This is a genomic window from Streptomyces mauvecolor (assembly GCF_039532965.1).
GTDB lineage: Bacteria > Actinomycetota > Actinomycetes > Streptomycetales > Streptomycetaceae > Streptomyces > Streptomyces violascens.
In genome coordinates this window covers 36,474-53,634 of sequence record NZ_BAAASQ010000021.1, presented here as the reverse complement: position 1 = coordinate 53,634, position 17,161 = coordinate 36,474, and the positions used below count along the sequence as shown (strand labels likewise).

At 70.9% G+C, this 17,161-nt stretch carries 17 protein-coding genes and 1 pseudogene; 7 read left to right on the top strand and 11 right to left on the bottom strand.

Annotated elements, in window-relative coordinates:
- Nucleotides 1–87: 87 nt before the first annotated feature.
- The gene (locus tag ABD346_RS25670; RefSeq protein ID WP_344378057.1) at nucleotides 88–450 is read left to right on the top strand and encodes an ArsR/SmtB family transcription factor; all 363 of its coding nucleotides are present in this window, start codon (nucleotides 88–90) and stop codon (nucleotides 448–450) included.
- A gap of 16 nt (nucleotides 451–466) precedes the next feature.
- On the opposite strand, the gene ABD346_RS25665 is transcribed toward ABD346_RS25670, so the two are convergent.
- The 6 genes and pseudogenes from ABD346_RS25665 to ychF all read right to left on the bottom strand — a co-directional run bounded on the left by ABD346_RS25665 (nucleotide 467) and on the right by ychF (nucleotide 7,479).
- Nucleotides 467–3,403 carry a trypsin-like peptidase domain-containing protein gene (locus tag ABD346_RS25665; protein ID WP_344378056.1) on the bottom strand — a complete coding sequence of 979 codons (2,937 nt, stop codon included), beginning with the start codon at nucleotides 3,401–3,403 and terminating at the stop codon, nucleotides 467–469.
- Nucleotides 3,393–3,731 carry a trypco2 family protein gene (locus ABD346_RS25660; RefSeq protein ID WP_344378054.1) on the bottom strand — a complete coding sequence of 113 codons (339 nt, stop codon included), beginning with the start codon at nucleotides 3,729–3,731 and terminating at the stop codon, nucleotides 3,393–3,395. The genes ABD346_RS25665 and ABD346_RS25660 overlap by 11 nt, the downstream gene beginning before the upstream one ends.
- Nucleotides 3,732–3,794: 63 nt before the next feature.
- Nucleotides 3,795–4,475 (bottom strand): RibD family protein, encoded by a 681-nt coding sequence (locus ABD346_RS25655; RefSeq protein ID WP_344378053.1) that lies wholly within the window; start codon nucleotides 4,473–4,475, stop codon nucleotides 3,795–3,797.
- Between the two features lie 2 nt (nucleotides 4,476–4,477).
- The gene (locus tag ABD346_RS25650) at nucleotides 4,478–4,876 is read right to left on the bottom strand and encodes a 6-pyruvoyl trahydropterin synthase family protein (protein WP_344378052.1); all 399 of its coding nucleotides are present in this window, start codon (nucleotides 4,874–4,876) and stop codon (nucleotides 4,478–4,480) included.
- 27 nt (nucleotides 4,877–4,903) lie between these two features.
- A pseudogene (locus tag ABD346_RS25645) lies at nucleotides 4,904–5,937 on the bottom strand (zinc-dependent alcohol dehydrogenase).
- Between the two features lie 453 nt (nucleotides 5,938–6,390).
- Entirely contained in the window at nucleotides 6,391–7,479 is a 1,089-nt protein-coding gene (ychF, locus tag ABD346_RS25640; RefSeq protein WP_344378049.1) for a redox-regulated ATPase YchF, read from the bottom strand.
- A 174-nt stretch (nucleotides 7,480–7,653) separates the two neighbouring features.
- Here ychF and ABD346_RS25635 point away from each other — a divergent pair, with 174 nt between their 5' ends.
- Nucleotides 7,654–8,247 (top strand): DUF6542 domain-containing protein, encoded by a 594-nt coding sequence (locus ABD346_RS25635; protein WP_344378047.1) that lies wholly within the window; start codon nucleotides 7,654–7,656, stop codon nucleotides 8,245–8,247.
- A gap of 75 nt (nucleotides 8,248–8,322) precedes the next feature.
- Here ABD346_RS25635 and ppgK read toward each other — a convergent pair whose 3' ends face one another.
- Together ppgK and ABD346_RS25625 are read right to left on the bottom strand one after the other, a co-directional pair.
- Nucleotides 8,323–9,066, bottom strand: a complete 744-nt coding sequence (gene ppgK, locus ABD346_RS25630; protein ID WP_381227831.1) for a polyphosphate--glucose phosphotransferase — start codon at nucleotides 9,064–9,066, stop codon at nucleotides 8,323–8,325.
- Nucleotides 9,067–9,156: 90 nt separating this feature from the next.
- Nucleotides 9,157–10,146: a 4-hydroxy-3-methylbut-2-enyl diphosphate reductase gene (locus tag ABD346_RS25625; RefSeq protein WP_344378043.1), complete on the bottom strand. Its 990-nt coding sequence runs from the start codon at nucleotides 10,144–10,146 to the stop codon at nucleotides 9,157–9,159.
- 75 nt (nucleotides 10,147–10,221) lie between these two features.
- Here ABD346_RS25625 and ABD346_RS25620 point away from each other — a divergent pair, with 75 nt between their 5' ends.
- The 4 genes from ABD346_RS25620 (at nucleotide 10,222) to ABD346_RS25605 (ending at nucleotide 14,012) form a co-directional block, all read left to right on the top strand.
- Nucleotides 10,222–11,673: an APC family permease gene (locus ABD346_RS25620; RefSeq protein ID WP_344378042.1), complete on the top strand. Its 1,452-nt coding sequence runs from the start codon at nucleotides 10,222–10,224 to the stop codon at nucleotides 11,671–11,673.
- A 9-nt stretch (nucleotides 11,674–11,682) separates the two neighbouring features.
- Nucleotides 11,683–12,897: an exodeoxyribonuclease VII large subunit gene (gene xseA / locus ABD346_RS25615; protein WP_344378041.1), complete on the top strand. Its 1,215-nt coding sequence runs from the start codon at nucleotides 11,683–11,685 to the stop codon at nucleotides 12,895–12,897.
- Nucleotides 12,898–12,907: 10 nt separating this feature from the next.
- Nucleotides 12,908–13,138, top strand: a complete 231-nt coding sequence (locus tag ABD346_RS25610; protein WP_344378039.1) for an exodeoxyribonuclease VII small subunit — start codon at nucleotides 12,908–12,910, stop codon at nucleotides 13,136–13,138.
- Between the two features lie 283 nt (nucleotides 13,139–13,421).
- Nucleotides 13,422–14,012, top strand: a complete 591-nt coding sequence (locus ABD346_RS25605; protein WP_344378038.1) for a malonic semialdehyde reductase — start codon at nucleotides 13,422–13,424, stop codon at nucleotides 14,010–14,012.
- A gap of 111 nt (nucleotides 14,013–14,123) precedes the next feature.
- Here ABD346_RS25605 and ABD346_RS25600 read toward each other — a convergent pair whose 3' ends face one another.
- Nucleotides 14,124–14,678, bottom strand: a complete 555-nt coding sequence (locus ABD346_RS25600; RefSeq protein WP_344378036.1) for a DUF4245 domain-containing protein — start codon at nucleotides 14,676–14,678, stop codon at nucleotides 14,124–14,126.
- Nucleotides 14,679–14,806: 128 nt separating this feature from the next.
- Between ABD346_RS25600 and glpX the strand changes: the two genes are divergently transcribed.
- The gene (glpX, locus tag ABD346_RS25595; protein WP_344378035.1) at nucleotides 14,807–15,838 is read left to right on the top strand and encodes a class II fructose-bisphosphatase; all 1,032 of its coding nucleotides are present in this window, start codon (nucleotides 14,807–14,809) and stop codon (nucleotides 15,836–15,838) included.
- A 108-nt stretch (nucleotides 15,839–15,946) separates the two neighbouring features.
- Here glpX and ABD346_RS25590 read toward each other — a convergent pair whose 3' ends face one another.
- Nucleotides 15,947–16,300 (bottom strand): WhiB family transcriptional regulator, encoded by a 354-nt coding sequence (locus ABD346_RS25590; protein ID WP_053726269.1) that lies wholly within the window; start codon nucleotides 16,298–16,300, stop codon nucleotides 15,947–15,949.
- 150 nt (nucleotides 16,301–16,450) lie between these two features.
- The gene (locus ABD346_RS25585) at nucleotides 16,451–17,149 is read right to left on the bottom strand and encodes a DUF1707 SHOCT-like domain-containing protein (protein WP_381227602.1); all 699 of its coding nucleotides are present in this window, start codon (nucleotides 17,147–17,149) and stop codon (nucleotides 16,451–16,453) included.
- Nucleotides 17,150–17,161: the final 12 nt, after the last annotated feature.

Here is a 17,161-nt window from a genome sequence, read left to right as displayed (position 1 = left end):
CTGTCGGCCGGGACGAACGTTTGACAGCCGTTCATGCCATGGGAAAGTCTCGGCCTACAGGTTTCCGGGATTTCCTAGAGGTGGGCCATGACCAGCGAGGAGCTTCTGGCGGTACTTGCCGCGGTCGGCCATGCCCAGCGGCTGAGGGTCGTGGCCGAACTCTCCGAGGGCCGCATGTACGTCAGTGAACTGGCCCGCCGCCTGGGCATGTCCCGCCCCCTCCTCTACATGCACCTGGAACGCCTGGAAAAGGCGGGTCTGGTGATCGGCAGCCTGGAACTGAGCGAGGACGGCAAAGCCCTGAAGTACTTCGAACTGGCCCCGTTCGACCTCCACGTGAACGTGGACACGATCCTGGCAGCGGTGGCGGCGGATGCGGCGGCGGGGGCCGGGGACGCCGAGTCGGCGGACGAAGCGAGCGAGACCAAGCCCAAGAAGAAGCGCGCTTAGCGGCCCGGCACGGGATTCAGCCCACCAGCCCCCGAGCCCGCTCCTCGACCCATGCCGGGGGGACAACCTCCACGTTCCCGTCCAGCGCGGCCGCCGCGCGGCGCAGCGCCTCGGCTGCCGCCCCCGGGCCGGCGGGCAGCGCCCGGGCCGCCTCCGCCAAGGCTCTGGCCGCTTCCGCCTGGGTGGCGCCCGCGATGTCCAGGGCGGCCGAGGCGCGGTCCGCCGTCGTGGCGGACCGGTCGTAGCGGGCATCGCACCAGTACGCCCATGCCAGGTTCAGCAGGCAGACGCCTTCCGCGCGGGGGTTCTCCATCAGCGAGGCCTCGTGACGGGCCTCCTCCAGGACCGAGGCGGCCCGTGCCGGATCGTCCAGGGCCAGGAGGGCGAGTCCCTGCGCGTTCAGGGCGTACGCGATCGCCTCCTGGCTGTCGGCGGCCCGGTATGCACGAGCCGTTTCCGCGCCCGCCTCGGCCGTCTCCTGCCAGCGGCCCAGGGTGAGGAGTGCGATCGTCCGGGCGTTTCCCGCTCGGGCGATCGTGAGCAAGTCGCCGCCGCCGTCCGCCAGTTCGGTGAGACGAGTCGCCACCGTCAGCGCGCTCCCTCCGTCCCCGAAGTAGCTGTGCGCGAGGCTGAGCGAGAGGAGGGCGTGCGCCTCCCGCTCGGTGTCGCCGAGTTCGCGCGCCAACTCGGCCGCCCGGGTGAGGGGGTGGACGGTGGCGCCCCGGTCGCCGAGCTGGCGGTGGGTGTCGCCGAGGCCGAACAGCGCGTTCTGGAGGGCGGACCGGTCGCCGAGGCGCTCGGCGAGCGCGGCCGCCTCGGTGAACAACTCGGCCGCCTGCTCCATCGGACCCGCGCTGAGCCGGGCGTGCCCATAGGCGACCGCATGCGCGAGCCGTACCCGCTCGTCGCGGAGGCGCCCCTCGACGGCGAGGTGCATCGAGACGGCGGCGAGCACCGACCCGTGCCACACCAGCCACTCGCTGATCTCGCACAGCACCCGCGCCGCATCGTCGTAGTCCTCGGACCGTACGAGGTGATCGAACCGGCGCCGCTGCGGCTCGATGTCCTCAAGGGTCCGCCAGGTCCCGCGCGACGGGGCGCGGCGCCCGTACCAGGATGCGATCTCTCGTTCCACTGCCTGTCTCCTGTGGGGTCCGTCCTCGGGCATGCGTCCGTAGGCGATCTCCGCGTCCAGCGGGTGCAGGGCGAAGGTGCGGTGTGCCCGGTCCACGGAGACCAGGTGCATGCGGACGAGGGAGGTGAGGACGAGGGCCGTGGGCAGCTCCGGATCGAGGCGGGCCAGGATCTCCTCGACCGCGCTCTGCGTCACGGGCGTACGCAGTGCGGCGAGGACGCCGAGGACGGCGTGCGCCCGCTCGTCTAGCCGCTTGTAGCGGTCCTGGGCGAGGTCGGCGACGACGTCGTGGCGCCGGGTGAAGTCGTTCAGTACGTCTTGCAGCCTCGGCAGGAGCACCGTGTCGTCGGCGAGCGCGCCGACGAGCAGTTCCAGCGCGCGCGGTACGCCGTGCACATGGACGGCTGCGTGCAGCAGCTCGTCGTCGGACAGGTCGGCTATGCCGAGCGAGCCGTCCCGGTCGAGTTCGCGAAGGAGGACCGCCGACTCGGCGGGGCTGAGGCCCTCCGAGAGCTCCACGTGGGCGGCGAAACGCCGCAGTTCGGGCGCGAGGCGCACCGGCACCTGGCTGGTGACCAGGAGGCGCGGCGTGGAACGGGCCCGGAAGAGCCAGTCGAGGATGACCGCGAGTTCCGCGTCGGCGATGCTGCCGTCGTCGTCGAGCAGGTCCTCCAGGTTGTCCATGAGGATGACGATCAGCCGGTCGCCCATCGCCGCGAGCAGCTCGGCGAGACGCTCCTGCGCCGTCCCGCCCGCGTTCCAGACGTCGCGCAGCCCGGCCAGGCGCTCGGGCCCGAGCAGCCGGGCGCAGTCGAAATAGAGGCGCTCCAGCGAAATCCCGGACGTACGGCTGGAGAGGTTGACGAGACCGGAAGGGAGCGGTCCTTGGACGGTGCCCGGCCACGCACCCCGGTCGAGCAGATCCATGACCTTCGCGGCGAGCGCGCTCTTGCCGATGCCGCGCGGCCCGGTGACGGTCACCATGCGGATGGCGGGATCGCTCAAGTGCCGTGCGATCGCGTCGCGTTCACTGGCGCGGTTCTTGAACAGCTCGATCCCGTACGCGACGGGCACGCCGACCACCCGCAGGCCCCCGTGCGTTTCTCCCGGCAGGGCGAGCGGCAGGGGCTCGGTCAGCCCGAGCAGCCGCACGAACTCCGCCCGGTCCGCCGGGCGGAGCCTGCCCAGGGCGTGGTCCAGGCGGACGGCGGTGAGCCGGCCCGGCCCCTCCGAGCGGTGGTGCTCGGCGACCACCCCGATGATGCGGCTGCCGGCCCACACCGCGGCCCCGGACATGCCCGCCCACGGAGAGGCCGCCGGGTCGGGATCGGCACCGGCCGGCGCGACGGTCATCTCCAGCGTGCCGGTGCGCAGGTTGGAGAGCGCCGCGACGGTCCCGTCCGCCTGATGCAGTTCGCGGAAGGACGTACGGTCGGAGCGGCTGCGGCGCTTCCACAGCGGGAACCCGAGGGCGTGCACGTCGATCACGCCGTGCCGGTCGTCGGGGATGCGCCCGAACCGGGCCGGCTCGATGCCCGCGGAGGCCGACGCGGGCGGTACGACACGCAGCACGGCAAGGTCGGTGCCCGCATCCGCCCAGGTCACAGCGGCCGGGCCCGACCACTCACCCTCCCGGTCGGCATCAAACCGTACGACTACACGGGTCGCATCAACGACCACGTGAGCAGCGGTGAGGACGGCGTCCGCGCATGTCCGGTAGCCGGAACCGCGTCGCCTGCCGCCGCCGGTCTCGACGATGATCTCGGCGATCCGGTGCGGGTCGAGCCCAGGCCCGTCGGCCGAGGGCTCAGCTCTCATCGAACAGCTCGGCGCCCGAGATCAGCGCGGGGCGCTCGGGCGCGTCGGCGCGCACCGGCTTGAGGCTGAGCTTGATCCGCTGGGTGGCCGTGTTCGCGGAGCGCGCGGAATGCTGGACGTCGAACACCCAGAACCGCACCTTGGCCCCCGGCTCCCGGCTCCGCTCGACCCCGACGGTGAGTTCGAGTTCGAGCGACTCCGCCTGAAAGCGGATGCCTTCGCCGTCCCCGTCCGCCATGGCCCGGCTCAGCTCGCTCCGCAACTGAGCGACCATGTCCGCCAGCTCCACCGCGCCGTCCACCTTGAGCCCCCGCCTCGTCCGACACACGTGTGCACCGAGCATACCTAGGGAAGCCCAACTGCACGCAGAGCAAGGAGACTTGGGTCGGCCCTAGAACCGGACCTTCGGCGCATAGCGCAACAGCACGACATCATCAATGGCCCGCGCTTCGAGCAGTTTCATACGGGCCGTGGCTCCACCGGGATAGGGCGCCGCCCCCAGGAAGGCGGGCGCGCCGGCCTCCCCCACGAGCAAGGGGGCCATGACGAGGTGGAGTTCGTCGACCAGATCCAGCGCGAGCAGCTGGGTGTGCACGGACCCACCCCCTTCCACGAGCAACCGCTCCACCCCGCGCCGCCCGAGTTCGTCGAGCAGAAGCCCCCAGTCGAGTACGGGCCCGGCGCTGACGACATCGGCGAAGGTTCCGAGGGTGCGGCGGGCCCGGGTGAACGCCGCGTCCACGGTGAAGACGAGCTTGGCGCCTCCGCAGTGCCAGAAGGCGAGCCCAGGGTCGAGCTCGGCGGACGCGGTGACGGTGACCTTGAGCGGATGCTCGGACTTCCCGCGGGCGATGCGCCGGGACCGCGAATGCGAATTCGCCACGACGAGACGGGAGTTGTCCTTACGCAAGGTATTGGCCCCGACGAGAATGGCATCAGCGGCGGCACGCTCACCATCGACCCGCTCCAGGTCTCTCCCATTGGACAGTACGAGCCGGTCGCGGGCGGTGTCGTCGAGGCGACCGTCGACGGAGACGGCCGCCGAAAGCAGCACGTACGGACGGCTGGCCACGATCAGAGGGCGCGCTGGTAGTCGGCCCACGCGATGTGCGATTCGTGGAGCCGCACCCCGATCCCGGTGAGACCGAGGGCGCCGGGGCCCAGCGCGCCGTCGTGTATGCGGGCGGCGAGTCGATCGGCGACGACTTTGGCGAGGAACTCGGTGGTGGTGTTGGCGCCGGCGAATTCGGGGACATCGTCGAGGTTCCGATAGGAAAGGTCGCCGACGATCTCGCGTACCTCCTTGGCCGCGAGGCCCATGTCAATGACGAGGTTGTCTCCGTCCAACGCAGGCCGCTGGAAGGTTGCGTCGACCAAGTAGGTCGCTCCGTGCAACCGCTGAGCAGGTCCGAAGACTTCGCCGTGGAAGCTGTGGGCGATCATGAGGTGATCGCGGACGGTGACGCTGAACATGGCTCCTCCGAAGGGATGTTGGGGGATTCAGCGATGGGGCGAGCTGTAGCGAATGCGGTGACAGAGCCCGGGCAGCGTGCCGGCGGCGATATCGCCCATGACGCGCGGCAGCTCGTCGAATTCGGACTCGCCGGTGATCAGTACATCGAAGACGGGGTCCCGCAGGAGGTCGAGCGCGAGGCCGAGCCGGTCGGCGGCGGTGTAGCGCCCGCGCCGCTCCGGCGAGACGGAGCCGACCTGGCTGCTGCGCAGCGAGAGCCGCCGGGAATGGAAGAACTCCCCCAGCGGCAGGGTGACTTGACGGTCCCCGTACCAACTCAGATCGACGACGGAGCCGTCGGGGGCGAGGAGCTCGATGGACCTCCGGAGGCCGTCCTGGGTGGCACTGGCGTGATAGACGAGGTCCCGGTCGCCGGTGGCCTGCACGGGGTTGGCGAAAGCGACGCCGAGAGCCTCGGCTATGTCTTCGCGTCCGGGATCGACATCGACGAGTTGCACCTTCACGCCGGGGAACCGGGCGAGGAGCGCGGCGACACAGCACCCGACGAGGCCCGCCCCGACCACGGCGATCCGGTCGCCGATCCGGGGCGGGGCGTCCCAGAGCGCGTTGAGCGCGGTCTCGACGATCCCGGCCAGTACGGCGCGTTCGGCGGGCACGTCGGTGGGCACGGGCGTGACCGCGCCGACCGGGACGCGGAACCGGGTCTGGTGCGGATACAGACTGAACACGGTCCGCCCGACCAGCTCCGCCGGCCCGGCCTCCACCCGGCCGACATTGAGATACCCGTACTTCACGGGCCCGGGAAACCCGCCCTCCTGGAAAGGCGCGCGCATGGCCTCGTACTGGCTGACAGGGACCCGCCCCTGAAAGACGAGGGACTCGGTACCGCGACTGACACCGGAGTAGAGCGTCCGAACAACGACGCCGCCATCACCACTGGCGGGCTGGCGGGCTGGCGGGCTGGCGGGCTGGCGGGCAGGCGGGCAGGCGGGCAGGCGGAGGCAACGATCTCACCCCGGCCGGGTGAGGTGACCCAGAAGGCACGTATGTGACTTGGCACGGGAGATCCTCTGCCATAGTGGCCCGCCCACGGGGCGGGAGGTTTCCGCGATCCTAGACGATCACGATCGCGATTACGGCCGGGCTGAGTCGGGAAGCCGGCAGGACTGCGCGCCGGGGAAACCGGGGCTCCCGCCCCTGCCCAGCACCTCAGTCAGGCGAAGCCGGAGCGCCCGCCGACAGAAGCTCGGAGTGGACCAGCGCACTTCCCGGCTGGACGGCGGCGAACGTCGCGTCCAGCATGGCGTCGGCCCGGTCAGCGGCTTGCCGCACGTACGCGTCCGGCCCTCCTGCTTTCCCGTGACACCATCTGCGACCGCGCCACACCCGGCGGGCAGGTGAGGGCGGTCGGTCACCGCAGCTCGCGAAAGAGCAAGGGGCCGACTCCGTCGAGAAGCCGGCCCCTGGTCAGCTGCACGCCTGGCGTATCACCCAGCGGGCAGCACCGCACACATCACACGTTGAAGCGGAACTCCACAACATCCCCGTCCTGCATCACGTACTCCTTGCCCTCCATCCGCGCCTTCCCGCGCGAGCGGGCTTCCGCCACCGAGCCCGCGTCGATCAGGTCGTGGAAGGAGATGACCTCCGCCTTGATGAAGCCCTTCTGGAAGTCCGTGTGGATCACGCCGGCTGCCTCGGGGGCCGTGGCGCCCTTCGGGATGGTCCAGGCTCGGGTTTCCTTGGGGCCTGCGGTCAGGTAGGTCTGGAGGCCCAGGGTGTCGAAGCCGACTCGGCCCAGGGTGGCGAGGCCGGGCTCTTCCTGGCCCATGGACTGGAGGAGTTCGAGGGCCTCGTCGTCGTCCAGCTCGATCAGCTCGGACTCGATCTTCGCGTTGAGGAAGATCGCCTCCGCGGGGGCGACCAGCGCGCGCTGCTCGTTCTTGAAGTCCTCGTCGACCAGCTCGTCCTCGTCCACGTTGAAGACGTAGAGGAAGGGCTTGGTGGTGAGGAGGTGCAGCTCGTGCAGGAGGTCGCCCTGCTCGGTGCCCTTGGTGATGCCGTGCGAGAACAGGGTGTCGCCCGCTTCGAGGATCTTCTGGGCCTTCTCCACCGCTGCCAGAACCGCGATCTTGTCCTTCTGGAGGCGGGACTCCTTCGTCAGGCGCGGCACCGCCTTCTCGACGGACTGGAGGTCGGCGAGGATCAGCTCGGTGTTGATCGTCTCGATGTCGTCCTTCGGGGACACCTTGCCGTCGACGTGGACGACGTTCTCGTCCTTGAAGGCGCGGATGACCTGGCAGATCGCGTCGGACTCGCGGATGTTCGCGAGGAACTTGTTGCCCAGGCCCTCGCCCTCGCTCGCGCCGCGCACGATGCCGGCGATGTCGACGAAGTCGACCGTGGCGGGGAGGATGCGCTGGGAGCCGAAGACCTCGGCCAGCTTCGCCAGGCGGGCGTCGGGGACGCCCACGACGCCGACGTTGGGCTCGATGGTGGCGAACGGGTAGTTGGCCGCCAGTACGTCGTTCTTGGTCAGGGCGTTGAACAGGGTCGACTTGCCGACATTCGGCAGACCGACGATTCCGATCGTGAGCGACACGTGGCGACTTCCCGGGACGAGGGCGGTGGACGGTCCTGAGAGTGGACCGTCCACCAGTTTACGGGCGCGCGATACCGGCCGTGACGGCCCCGGACCGTCGAACGCACGCCCAAGCTCGCCGAAAGGGCGTGTCCAATGGGTGGTTACTCCCCTGTGGCGACCTACGTTGGTGCGGTGGAGCAATACAGGACGCGCACCCCGCAGCACGGACAGCGAGCACGGACCCCGGCCCCCGGATCCTCCCCGGCGCCCATCGGCGTGCCCGCGGGAGCGGCGGTGAACGGTGAGAACGCCGCCGCCCACCGGTCGGCCGACGACGCCCGACCGGTGCCGCCCACCGGCCTCGCGCTGCGCAGACTGCCCTCCCCCCGGCTCACCGGGCTCGGCGGCGGGCTCTTCTCGGCGGCCCTGATGTTCGTGCTCGGCACCCTGGACTCGCTGCTCCTCGACGGCTCACCGACGGTGTACGGAGTGCTGTTCCTGCCGGTCAGCGCGGTCACCGCGCTCTGGGTGCGGCCCGTCGACCTGGTGACCGCCCCGATCTGCGTGCCCATCGCCTTCGCCGTCGGGATCGTCCCGATCGCGGGCGGCGTCGGCGGTTTCGGCGGGCAGGCCATGGCCGTGGTCACCGCGCTCGCCCTGCACGCCGGCTGGCTGTACGCCGGAACGCTCGTGGCCGGGGTGATCGCCACCGTACGGAAGGTGCGGATGATGAGCCGGCGCCGGCGCGGTCCGAAGAAGCCCGGGGGGCCGGCAAGCAGGCTCTGACCCCGTCGCTCGGCCGGGCCGGGGGCAGCCCCGGCCCGGGGGCGGACCACGAGCCGGCTCACCCCCGCTCCCCGGCTACCGCCCCGCCGCCACCATCGCCGCCCCCACGATCCCCGCGTTGTTCTGCAGCTGCGCCGGGACGATCTCCGCCTCGATGCCCTCGATCAGCGGGAGGAACTTGTCGGCCTTGCGGCTCACCCCGCCGCCGATGATGAACAGCTCGGGCGAGAACAGCATCTCCACGTGGGCCAGGTACTTCTGGACCCGGCGCGCCCAGTGCGACCAGCTCAGGTCCTCGTCCTCCTTGACCTTGGTCGAGGCGTGTTTCTCGGCATCGTGGCCGTGCAGCTCCAGGTGGCCGAGCTCGGTGTTGGGGACGAGATGGCCGTCGATGAAGACCGCGCTGCCGATGCCCGTACCGAAGGTCAACAGGATCACCGTGCCCTTGCGGCCCCTGCCCGCACCGACGCGCATCTCGGCGACGCCCGCCGCGTCCGCGTCGTTCACGACGGTGACGGGCAGGCCGCCCAGGCGGTCACCGAGGAGCCGGGCCGCGTCCACGCCCACCCACTTCTTGGCGACGTTCGCCGCGGTGCGCACGGTGTTCGCGGTGATCACCCCGGGAAACGTGATGCCCACCGGGCCCGACCAGCCGAAGTGGCCGACGACCTCCGCGACGCAGCCCGCCACCGCGTCGGGGGTGGCGGGCTGCGGGGTCAGTACCTTGTGGCGTTCCTGCGCCAGGTCGCCGCGCTCCAGGTCGACCGGGGCACCTTTGATGCCGGATCCGCCGACGTCCACTCCGAACACGTTCCTCATGGCGTTCATGAGTTCCACGGTACGGGCGGACGCGCGGCGTGACGTGCTGTACGGAGTGACTCGCCGGGATCGCCGGGAGGCCGGCCGGGACTACTCGCCCGAGAGCTCGGCCGCCTCGGCGCGCAGGTCGCGGCGCAGCTCCTTGGGCAGCGAGAAGGTGATCGACTCGTCCGCCGTCTTCACCGTCTCGACGTCGCCGTAGCCGCGCTGGGCCAGCCACTCCAGTACGCCGTCGACCAGGACGTCCGGGACGGAGGCGCCCGAGGTCAGGCCGACCGTGGTGACGCCCTCCAGCCAGGCCTCGTCGATCTCGTCGGCGAAGTCCACCAGATGGGCGGCGGGGGCGCCCGCGTCCAGGGCGACCTCCACCATGCGGATCGAGTTCGAGGAGTTCTTGGAGCCGACGACGATGACCAGCTCGGCGTCCTCGGCGAGCTTCTTCACCGCGACCTGGCGGTTCTGGGTGGCGTAGCAGATGTCGTCGCTGGGCGGCGAGAGCAGGTTGGGGAACTTGTTCTTGAGGGCGCCGACCGTCTCCATCGTCTCGTCGACGGAGAGGGTGGTCTGGGAGAGCCAGACGACCTTCGACTCGTCGCGGACCTCGACGTTCGCCACGTCGTCCGGGCCGTCGACCAGCGTGATGTGGTCCGGGGCCTCGCCCGAGGTGCCGATGACCTCCTCGTGGCCCTCGTGGCCGATCAGGAGGATGTCGTAGTCCTCCTTGGCGTACCGCACGGCCTCCTTGTGGACCTTGGTGACCAGCGGGCACGTCGCGTCGATGGTGGCCAGCTTGCGCTCGGCGGCCTCCGCGTGGACGGTCGGGGCGACGCCGTGGGCCGAGAACATGACGATGGAGCCCTCGGGCACCTCCGCCGTCTGCTCGACGAAGATCGCGCCCTTCTTCTCCAGGGTCTGCACGACGTACTTGTTGTGGACGATCTCGTGCCGGACGTAGATGGGCGCCCCGTACTGCTCCAGGGCCTTCTCCACGGCGATCACGGCACGGTCCACGCCCGCGCAGTAGCCGCGGGGAGCGGCGAGCAGGACCCGGCGGGAAGCAGTAGCAGTCATGCCGTCCATGGTAGGGGCTGGCACGGAAAGCCCGACCGGCGTGCCCGGCGGGCCAAAGATCGCGGAGCCGGTGAGACTGGCCGCATGAGTGGCGTACGCGAGGAGCACGGGGAGCACCGGGAGCCCGGGAGGCGGACGGAAGGGACCGGGCCGGGCGAGGTGGCCGAGGGGGCCGGTCACCTGCGGCGGAGCCTCGGGTTCCGGGACCTGGTCGTCTACGGACTGCTCTTCATCGCGCCCATGGCCCCCGTCGGCATCTTCGGCACCCTGGACGCCAAGTCGCACGGCGCGGTCGCGCTGGTCTATCTGGTGGCGACGGTCGCCATGGGCTTCACCGCGTTCAGCTATGCCCAGATGGTGCGGGTCGTGCCGCTGGCCGGGTCGGTGTTCGCGTACGCGCGCAAGGCGCTCGGCGAGGGGCCCGGGTTCATCGCCGGGTGGATGGCGATGCTCGACTACCTGCTCATTCCGGCGGTCGCCTACCTCTTCTCCGGCATCGCGATGAACTCCCTGGTCCCTTCCGTGTCGCGCTGGGTGTGGACGGCGATCGCGGTGGTGATCACCACCCTCCTGAACCTGTGGGGCGTACGGGCCGCGGCCCGGGTCGGCTTCGCGGTGCTCGCCATGGAGATCGTGGTGCTGCTCGTCTTCGTGGTGTCGGCGGCGGTCGTGCTCGTACGGGACGGGGCGCAGCGGGGCTGGCTTTCGCCGCTCGGCGGGGATGCCGGATTCTCGCCGGGGGCGGTGCTCGGCGCGGTGTCCGTCGCGGTGCTGTCCTATCTGGGCTTCGACGCGATCGCCACGTTCGCCGAGGAGGTGACGGGAGGCTCGGCGAAGGTGGCGCGGGCGGTGCTGTTCTGCCTGGTCCTCGCGGGGTTCCTGTTCGTCGTGCAGTCCTATCTGGCGGCGCTGCTCGAACCGATGTCGTCGGCGCAGCTCGCGGCCGACCCGGCCGGGCAGGGCTCGGCGTTCTACGACACCGTGGAGGCCTCGGTCGGGGGCTGGCTGCACACCCTGGTCGCGGTCAGCAAGGCGATCGGGGCGGCCTTCGCGGCGCTGGCCGGGCAGGCCGCGGCGGGCCGGCTCGTCTTCGCGATGGCCCGCAGCCGGCGCCTGCCGCGCTTCCTGTCGCGGACCGGCTCGGGGGTGCCGCGCGCGGCACTGCTGCTCGCCGCGGTGGTCACGCTGGTGGCCGCGGTGTGGGCGGCCCGGCGCGACGACGGCATGGACCACCTCGTCTCGGTGGTCGACATGGGCGCGCTCACCGCGTTCTTCCTGCTGCACGCCTCCGTGGTCGGCTGGTACGCGGTCCGCCGCATGGAGGGCGCCCCCAACTGGCTGAGCCATGTGGTGATTCCGGTGCTCGGCGCGGCCGTCATCGTCGCGGTGATCTGGGAGGCGACGGCCACGGCCCAACTGGTGGGCCTGGGCTGGCTGGCGGTGGGTCTGGTGGTGCTCGCCGTGCAGTGGGGCCGCCGGGGCGGCGCCGACGCGGAGCCCCCGGCGCCGGGCGGGACTGTCGGTGGGGCGGGCTAGCCTGCGTACATGGCTCTGAATACGAGTGCGGACGCGCCGCTCCCCGTCGGCGAGGTGTCACGCCTCATCGGGGGGTGGATCAACCGGCTCGGCGCGGTCTGGGTGGAGGGGCAGATCACCCAGCTCTCGCGGCGGCCCGGCGCGGGCGTGGTGTTCCTGACCCTGCGCGACCCCTCGCACGACATCTCGGTGGGCGTCACCTGCTATCGCCAGGTGTTCGACGCGGTGGCCGACGTCGTCTCGGAGGGCGCGCGCGTCGTCGTGCACGCGAAGCCCGAGTGGTACGCGCCGCGCGGCCAGCTCTCGCTGCGGGCGGTGGAGATAAAGCCCGTCGGCATCGGTGAACTGCTCGCCAGACTGGAGCAGTTGAAGCGGACACTGGCCGCGGAGGGGCTCTTCGCCCTGGATCGCAAGCGCCAACTCCCGTTCCTGCCGCAGCTCGTGGGGCTCGTGGTGGGGCGGGCCTCGGCGGCCGAGCGGGACGTCCTGGAGAACGCGCGGCGGCGCTGGCCCGCGGTGCGCTTCGAGGTGCGCAACGTGGCGGTGCAGGGGGTGCACGCGGTGCCGCAGGTCGTCCAGGCGGTGAAGGAGCTCGACGAGCTGCCGGACGTCGACGTGATCATCGTGGCGCGCGGCGGCGGCAGCGTGGAGGACCTGCTTCCGTTCTCGGACGAACAGCTGGTGCGGGCGGTCGGCCAGTGCCGTACGCCGGTGGTCTCGGCGATCGGGCACGAGCCCGACGCGCCGCTGCTCGACCTGGTCGCGGACCTGCGCGCGTCCACCCCGACCGACGCCGCGAAGAAGGTCGTGCCGGACGTCGGCGAGGAGCTCGACCGGGTCCGGATGCTGCGGGACCGGGCCCGCCGCCATGTCGTCGGCCTCGTCGACCGGGAGGAGCGGGGGCTCGCCGGGGTGCTCGGCCGGCCCTGGATGGAGCGGCCGCACCGGATGGTCGACGACCGGGCCGACGAGGTGGACGCGCTGCTCCACCGCTCGCGCCGGGTTCTCGGCCACCACCTCGACCGGGCCGACTCCGAGCTCTCGCACACCCACGCCCGGGTGGTGGCCCTGTCGCCGAAGGCCACCCTGGAGCGGGGGTACGCGGTGCTCCAGCGGGCCGGGGGCGAGGTGGTGCGTTCCCCCGAGGATGTCGAGGCCGGGGAGGATCTGCGCGCCCGCGTCGCCGAGGGCGAGCTGCACGTCACTGTCGTACCGCGGACTTAGGGTGGATCACATGGCCAAGACGGACGAGGCCGCGTCGGGCGACGCGGCACTGGGGTACGAGCAGGCGCGGGACGAGCTGATCGACGTCGTACGGCGGCTCGAAGCGGGGGGTACGTCCTTGGAGGAGTCGCTCGCACTCTGGGAGCGGGGGGAGGAGCTGGCCAAGGTGTGCCGCCGGTGGCTGGAGGGGGCCCGGGCCCGCCTCGACGCGGCGCTGGCGGAGCCCGCCGACGAGGGCTGAGCCCCTCCGGTGCCGGGTTCCTGGGGCTCCGCCCCAGACCCCGGGAGACCCCCACCCCGCCCCTTCCCGAAACCCGCCGGGGGACGGCTGAAGATGCCGATCCGGGCCGGCACCATCCTGCTAGGGGCACGGGGAACTGCGCGACCAGCCACCCACGGTCCGCAGACCGAAGGAAGGCCCCCTGTGAGGCTGATCACGCTCAGGTGGATTTAGTTGAAAGTTAATGTAACTCTGCCGTACCGTCGGGACATCGCTTGATCAGCAGCCCGGAAGGTGTTTCCAGATGTCCCTCGCCCTTGACCCCGCCGCCCAGGACCTCCTCTTCCGCGAGGCCCGCACCGCCAACACGTTCACCGACGAGCCGGTGACCGACGAGCAGGTCCAGGCGATCTACGACCTGGTCAAGTACGGCCCGACCGCCTTCAACCAGTCGCCGCTGCGCATCACCCTGGTCCGCTCCGCCGAGGCCCGCGAGCGCCTCGTGAAGCACATGGCCGAGGGCAACCAGCCGAAGACCGCCGCCGCCCCGCTGGTCGCGATCCTCTCCGCGGACAACGAGTTCCACGAGGAGCTCCCCGCGCTCTTCCCGCACTTCCCGGCCGCCAAGGACGCCTTCTTCTCGGAGCGCCCGGTCCGCGAGGGAGCCGCGCTGCTCAACTCCGCGCTGCAGGCCGCGTACTTCATCATCGGCGTCCGCGCCGCAGGCCTCGCCGCCGGCCCGATGACCGGCCTGGACTTCGCCGGCGTCCAGAAGGAGTTCCTGGACGACGACCACACCCCGCTGATGGTCGTCAACATCGGCAAGCCGGGCGAGAACGCCTGGTACCCGCGCAGCCCGCGCCTGGCTTACGAGGACGTCGTCACCACGGTCTGAGCCGACGCTCAGCACCCAGCGCATACGACGAGGGCCGCCGCACCATTCCGGTGCGGCGGCCCTCGTCGTGCGAGGCGCACACGCCTCGTACGCGGTGTACGTCAGGAAGTCTCAGCCCGTCGGCGTCGGCGGCGGTGTCTTCTTCGACTCCAGGGCCCCCGCCATCGTCACCAGCTGCTCGTACGGGGCCGTGCCCGTGACCACCGTCGTGGAGCCCTGGTCCTGGCGGACGAGGGCGTCGTACTTGGGACCGTCCCAGAACGTCCAGGTCGCGCCCGCGATCTGCTGCGACTTGTCGGTCTTCGTCGCACTCTTGCTGACCTCGGCGACGAACTTGTCCGAGGGCGCGGTCGACTGCTCGATCGCGACGTACTGGTTCTCGGGGTCGAGGAAGCCCAGGTGCCAGGCGTTGTTCTTGGCGCCGTCGTACCACTTCGAGGTCGCCCGCCACTTGTCCTGGTCGGGCAGGCCGACCGGGGCTGCCACCGGGTACGGCGCGGCCCGTCGCGCGATGGTGAGCTCTACCTTGTAGTCGACGGTCTGGACCGGGTCGGCCGATTCGTCGTGCGGGATGAACACATAGATCACAGCCGCCGCGATGCCGATCACCGCCAGCGACTGCAGCATGTTCCGGACTGTCTGCTTGCTGCTGCGCGTTCCTGCCACGACCCCATGGTCTCAGGTCATGTCGCCGCTCATACGTGGGCCCCACTGCTCAATTTGTCGATGTGCCGATAGAGTCCTAGCACCCTCTTTTATCCTGCGGCCGTCGCCGTACAGAAAGGTGCGCTCCGATGACCGAGCATCATCTGCCGTCCGAACTCGAAGTCTCCCCGGAGGCTCCCGACCGCAACCTGGCCCTGGAGCTGGTGCGGGTCACCGAGGCCGCCGCCATGGCCGCCGGCCGCTGGGTCGGCCGCGGGGACAAGATCGGCGCGGACGGCGCCGCGGTCAACGCCATGCGGACCCTCGTCTCCACCGTCTCGATGAACGGCGTCGTCGTCATCGGCGAGGGCGAGAAGGACGAAGCCCCCATGCTCTACAACGGGGAGCGCATCGGCGACGGCACCGGCGCCGAGGTCGACATCGCCGTCGACCCGATCGACGGCACCACCCTGAACGCCAAGGGCATGCCCAACGCGATCGCCGTGCTCGCCGCCGCCGACCGCGGCACCATGTTCGACCCGTCCGCCGTGTTCTACATGGACAAGCTGGTCACCGGCCCCGAAGCCGCCGACTTCGTCGACATCAACGCCCCGGTCTCGGTGAACATCCGCCGGGTCGCCAAGGCCAAGAAGTCCTCGCCCGAGGACGTCACCGTCGTCATCCTCGACCGCCCCCGCCACGAGGGCATCGTCAAGGAGATCCGGGAGACCGGCGCGCGCATCAAGTTCATCTCGGACGGCGACGTCGCCGGTTCGATCATGGCCGTGCGCGAAGGCACCGGCGTCGACCTGCTCATGGGCATCGGCGGCACCCCGGAAGGCATCATCTCGGCCTGCGCGATCAAGTGCCTGGGCGGTGTCATCCAGGGCAAGCTGTGGCCCAAGGACGAGGCCGAGCGCCAGCGCGCGATCGACGCCGGGCACGACCTGGACCGTACGCTCTCCACGAACGACCTGGTCAGCGGCGACAACGTGTTCTTCGTCGCCACCGGCATCACCGACGGCGAGCTCCTGCGCGGCGTCCGCTACCGCGCCGAGACCGCCACCACCCAGTCCCTCGTGATGCGCTCGAAGTCCGGCACGATCCGCCAGATCGACTCCACCCACCGCCTGTCCAAGCTGCGCGCCTACAGCGCCGTCGACTTCGACCGGGCCAAGTAGTCGCTGCGCCAAGTACCCACCGGGTCAAGGCAGTTCCTACGTATGTGAAGGGGCGTCCCCGTAGTGCGGCGGGGGCACCCCTTCACGTACGCAGAGCCGTGTGCGGAGCTATGCGGCGGACGCGGCCTTCTTGAGTTCGACCTCGCGCCGGCGGCGGCGGGCGATGACCACCCGGCGTTCGGCCGCGGTCAGGCCGCCCCACACTCCGTACGGCTCGGGCATGAGCAGGGCGTGCTCGCGGCACTCCACCATCACCGGACAGCGGGCGCAGACCCGCTTGGCGGCCTCCTCGCGGGAGAGCCGGGCGGCCGTCGGCTCCTTGGAGGGGGCGAAGAACAGGCCCGCCTCGTCCCGGCGGCAGACCGCCTCCGCATGCCATGGGCCCGCCTGGTCCTCCCGAGCTGGACCACGCTGCGGCGGAACGGCGGCGACCTGCAGGGAATGATGCGGCGGATGCAGCACGGTCTACTCCTGACGACGGCTTCGCGAGCGAGCGACGATGCGACAGTCCCTACCCGCTGTACGCGTGCCTATGCACTGAGTTCCGTAGTGCGGAACTTCGCTCGGGTCGCCGATGGCCTGAACCCGGCGCGCCGCGCGCCGTTCCGGCCGTCAGGATTCGAGCCGTTTGCGCAGCCGGTCGTGGAGGTCGGCGATGCGCTTGCCCCGCTTCGGCTTGGCCTCGATGTTGCCGAAGACGGAATATCCATTGACGACGACCACCGGTGCCTCAGGATCGTCGGCTTCCAGGGTGTGCACCTCGAAGTTGCCGAAGATGCCGGTGCCGCTGCCACGCAGGCTCAGATTCTCCGGGACCCGGACCTCCACATTGCCGAAAATCGCAGTCGCGTTGATGACGGTCAGGCGCTGTTCGAAGAGCGCCTCGGTGAGGTCGATCTCCACGCTGCCGAACAGCGAGAAGGCGTTGGTGCGCTTGCCGACGCGCCAGCGGCCCTTGCGGGTGGAGGCGGAGAAGACCGCGACGAGGTTCTCGGCGTCCACCGGTACGTCGGACTCCCCCGGCACGCGCGGATCGGGCGCGGCGAGCGGGCGCGGGCGGGCTCCGGCCGCGGGCAGGTCCTGGACCAGGGGCTCCAGTTCACCGACCGTCTTGGCGCGGTAGACCGCGTCGATGCGCTCGGAATGCTCGGCGGCATCGAGCCGGCCCTCGGCCAGCGCGTCGCGCAGGATGTCGGCGATCCGGTCCCGGTCCGCGTCGGAGGCCCGCAGCGCCGGGGGCTCGGCATGCTTGGTGAGGTCGGCCTTCGCGGGCTCCGCGGGGTCCGGCTGAGCGTGCTTTTCGAGGTCCACGGAGCCAGCGTA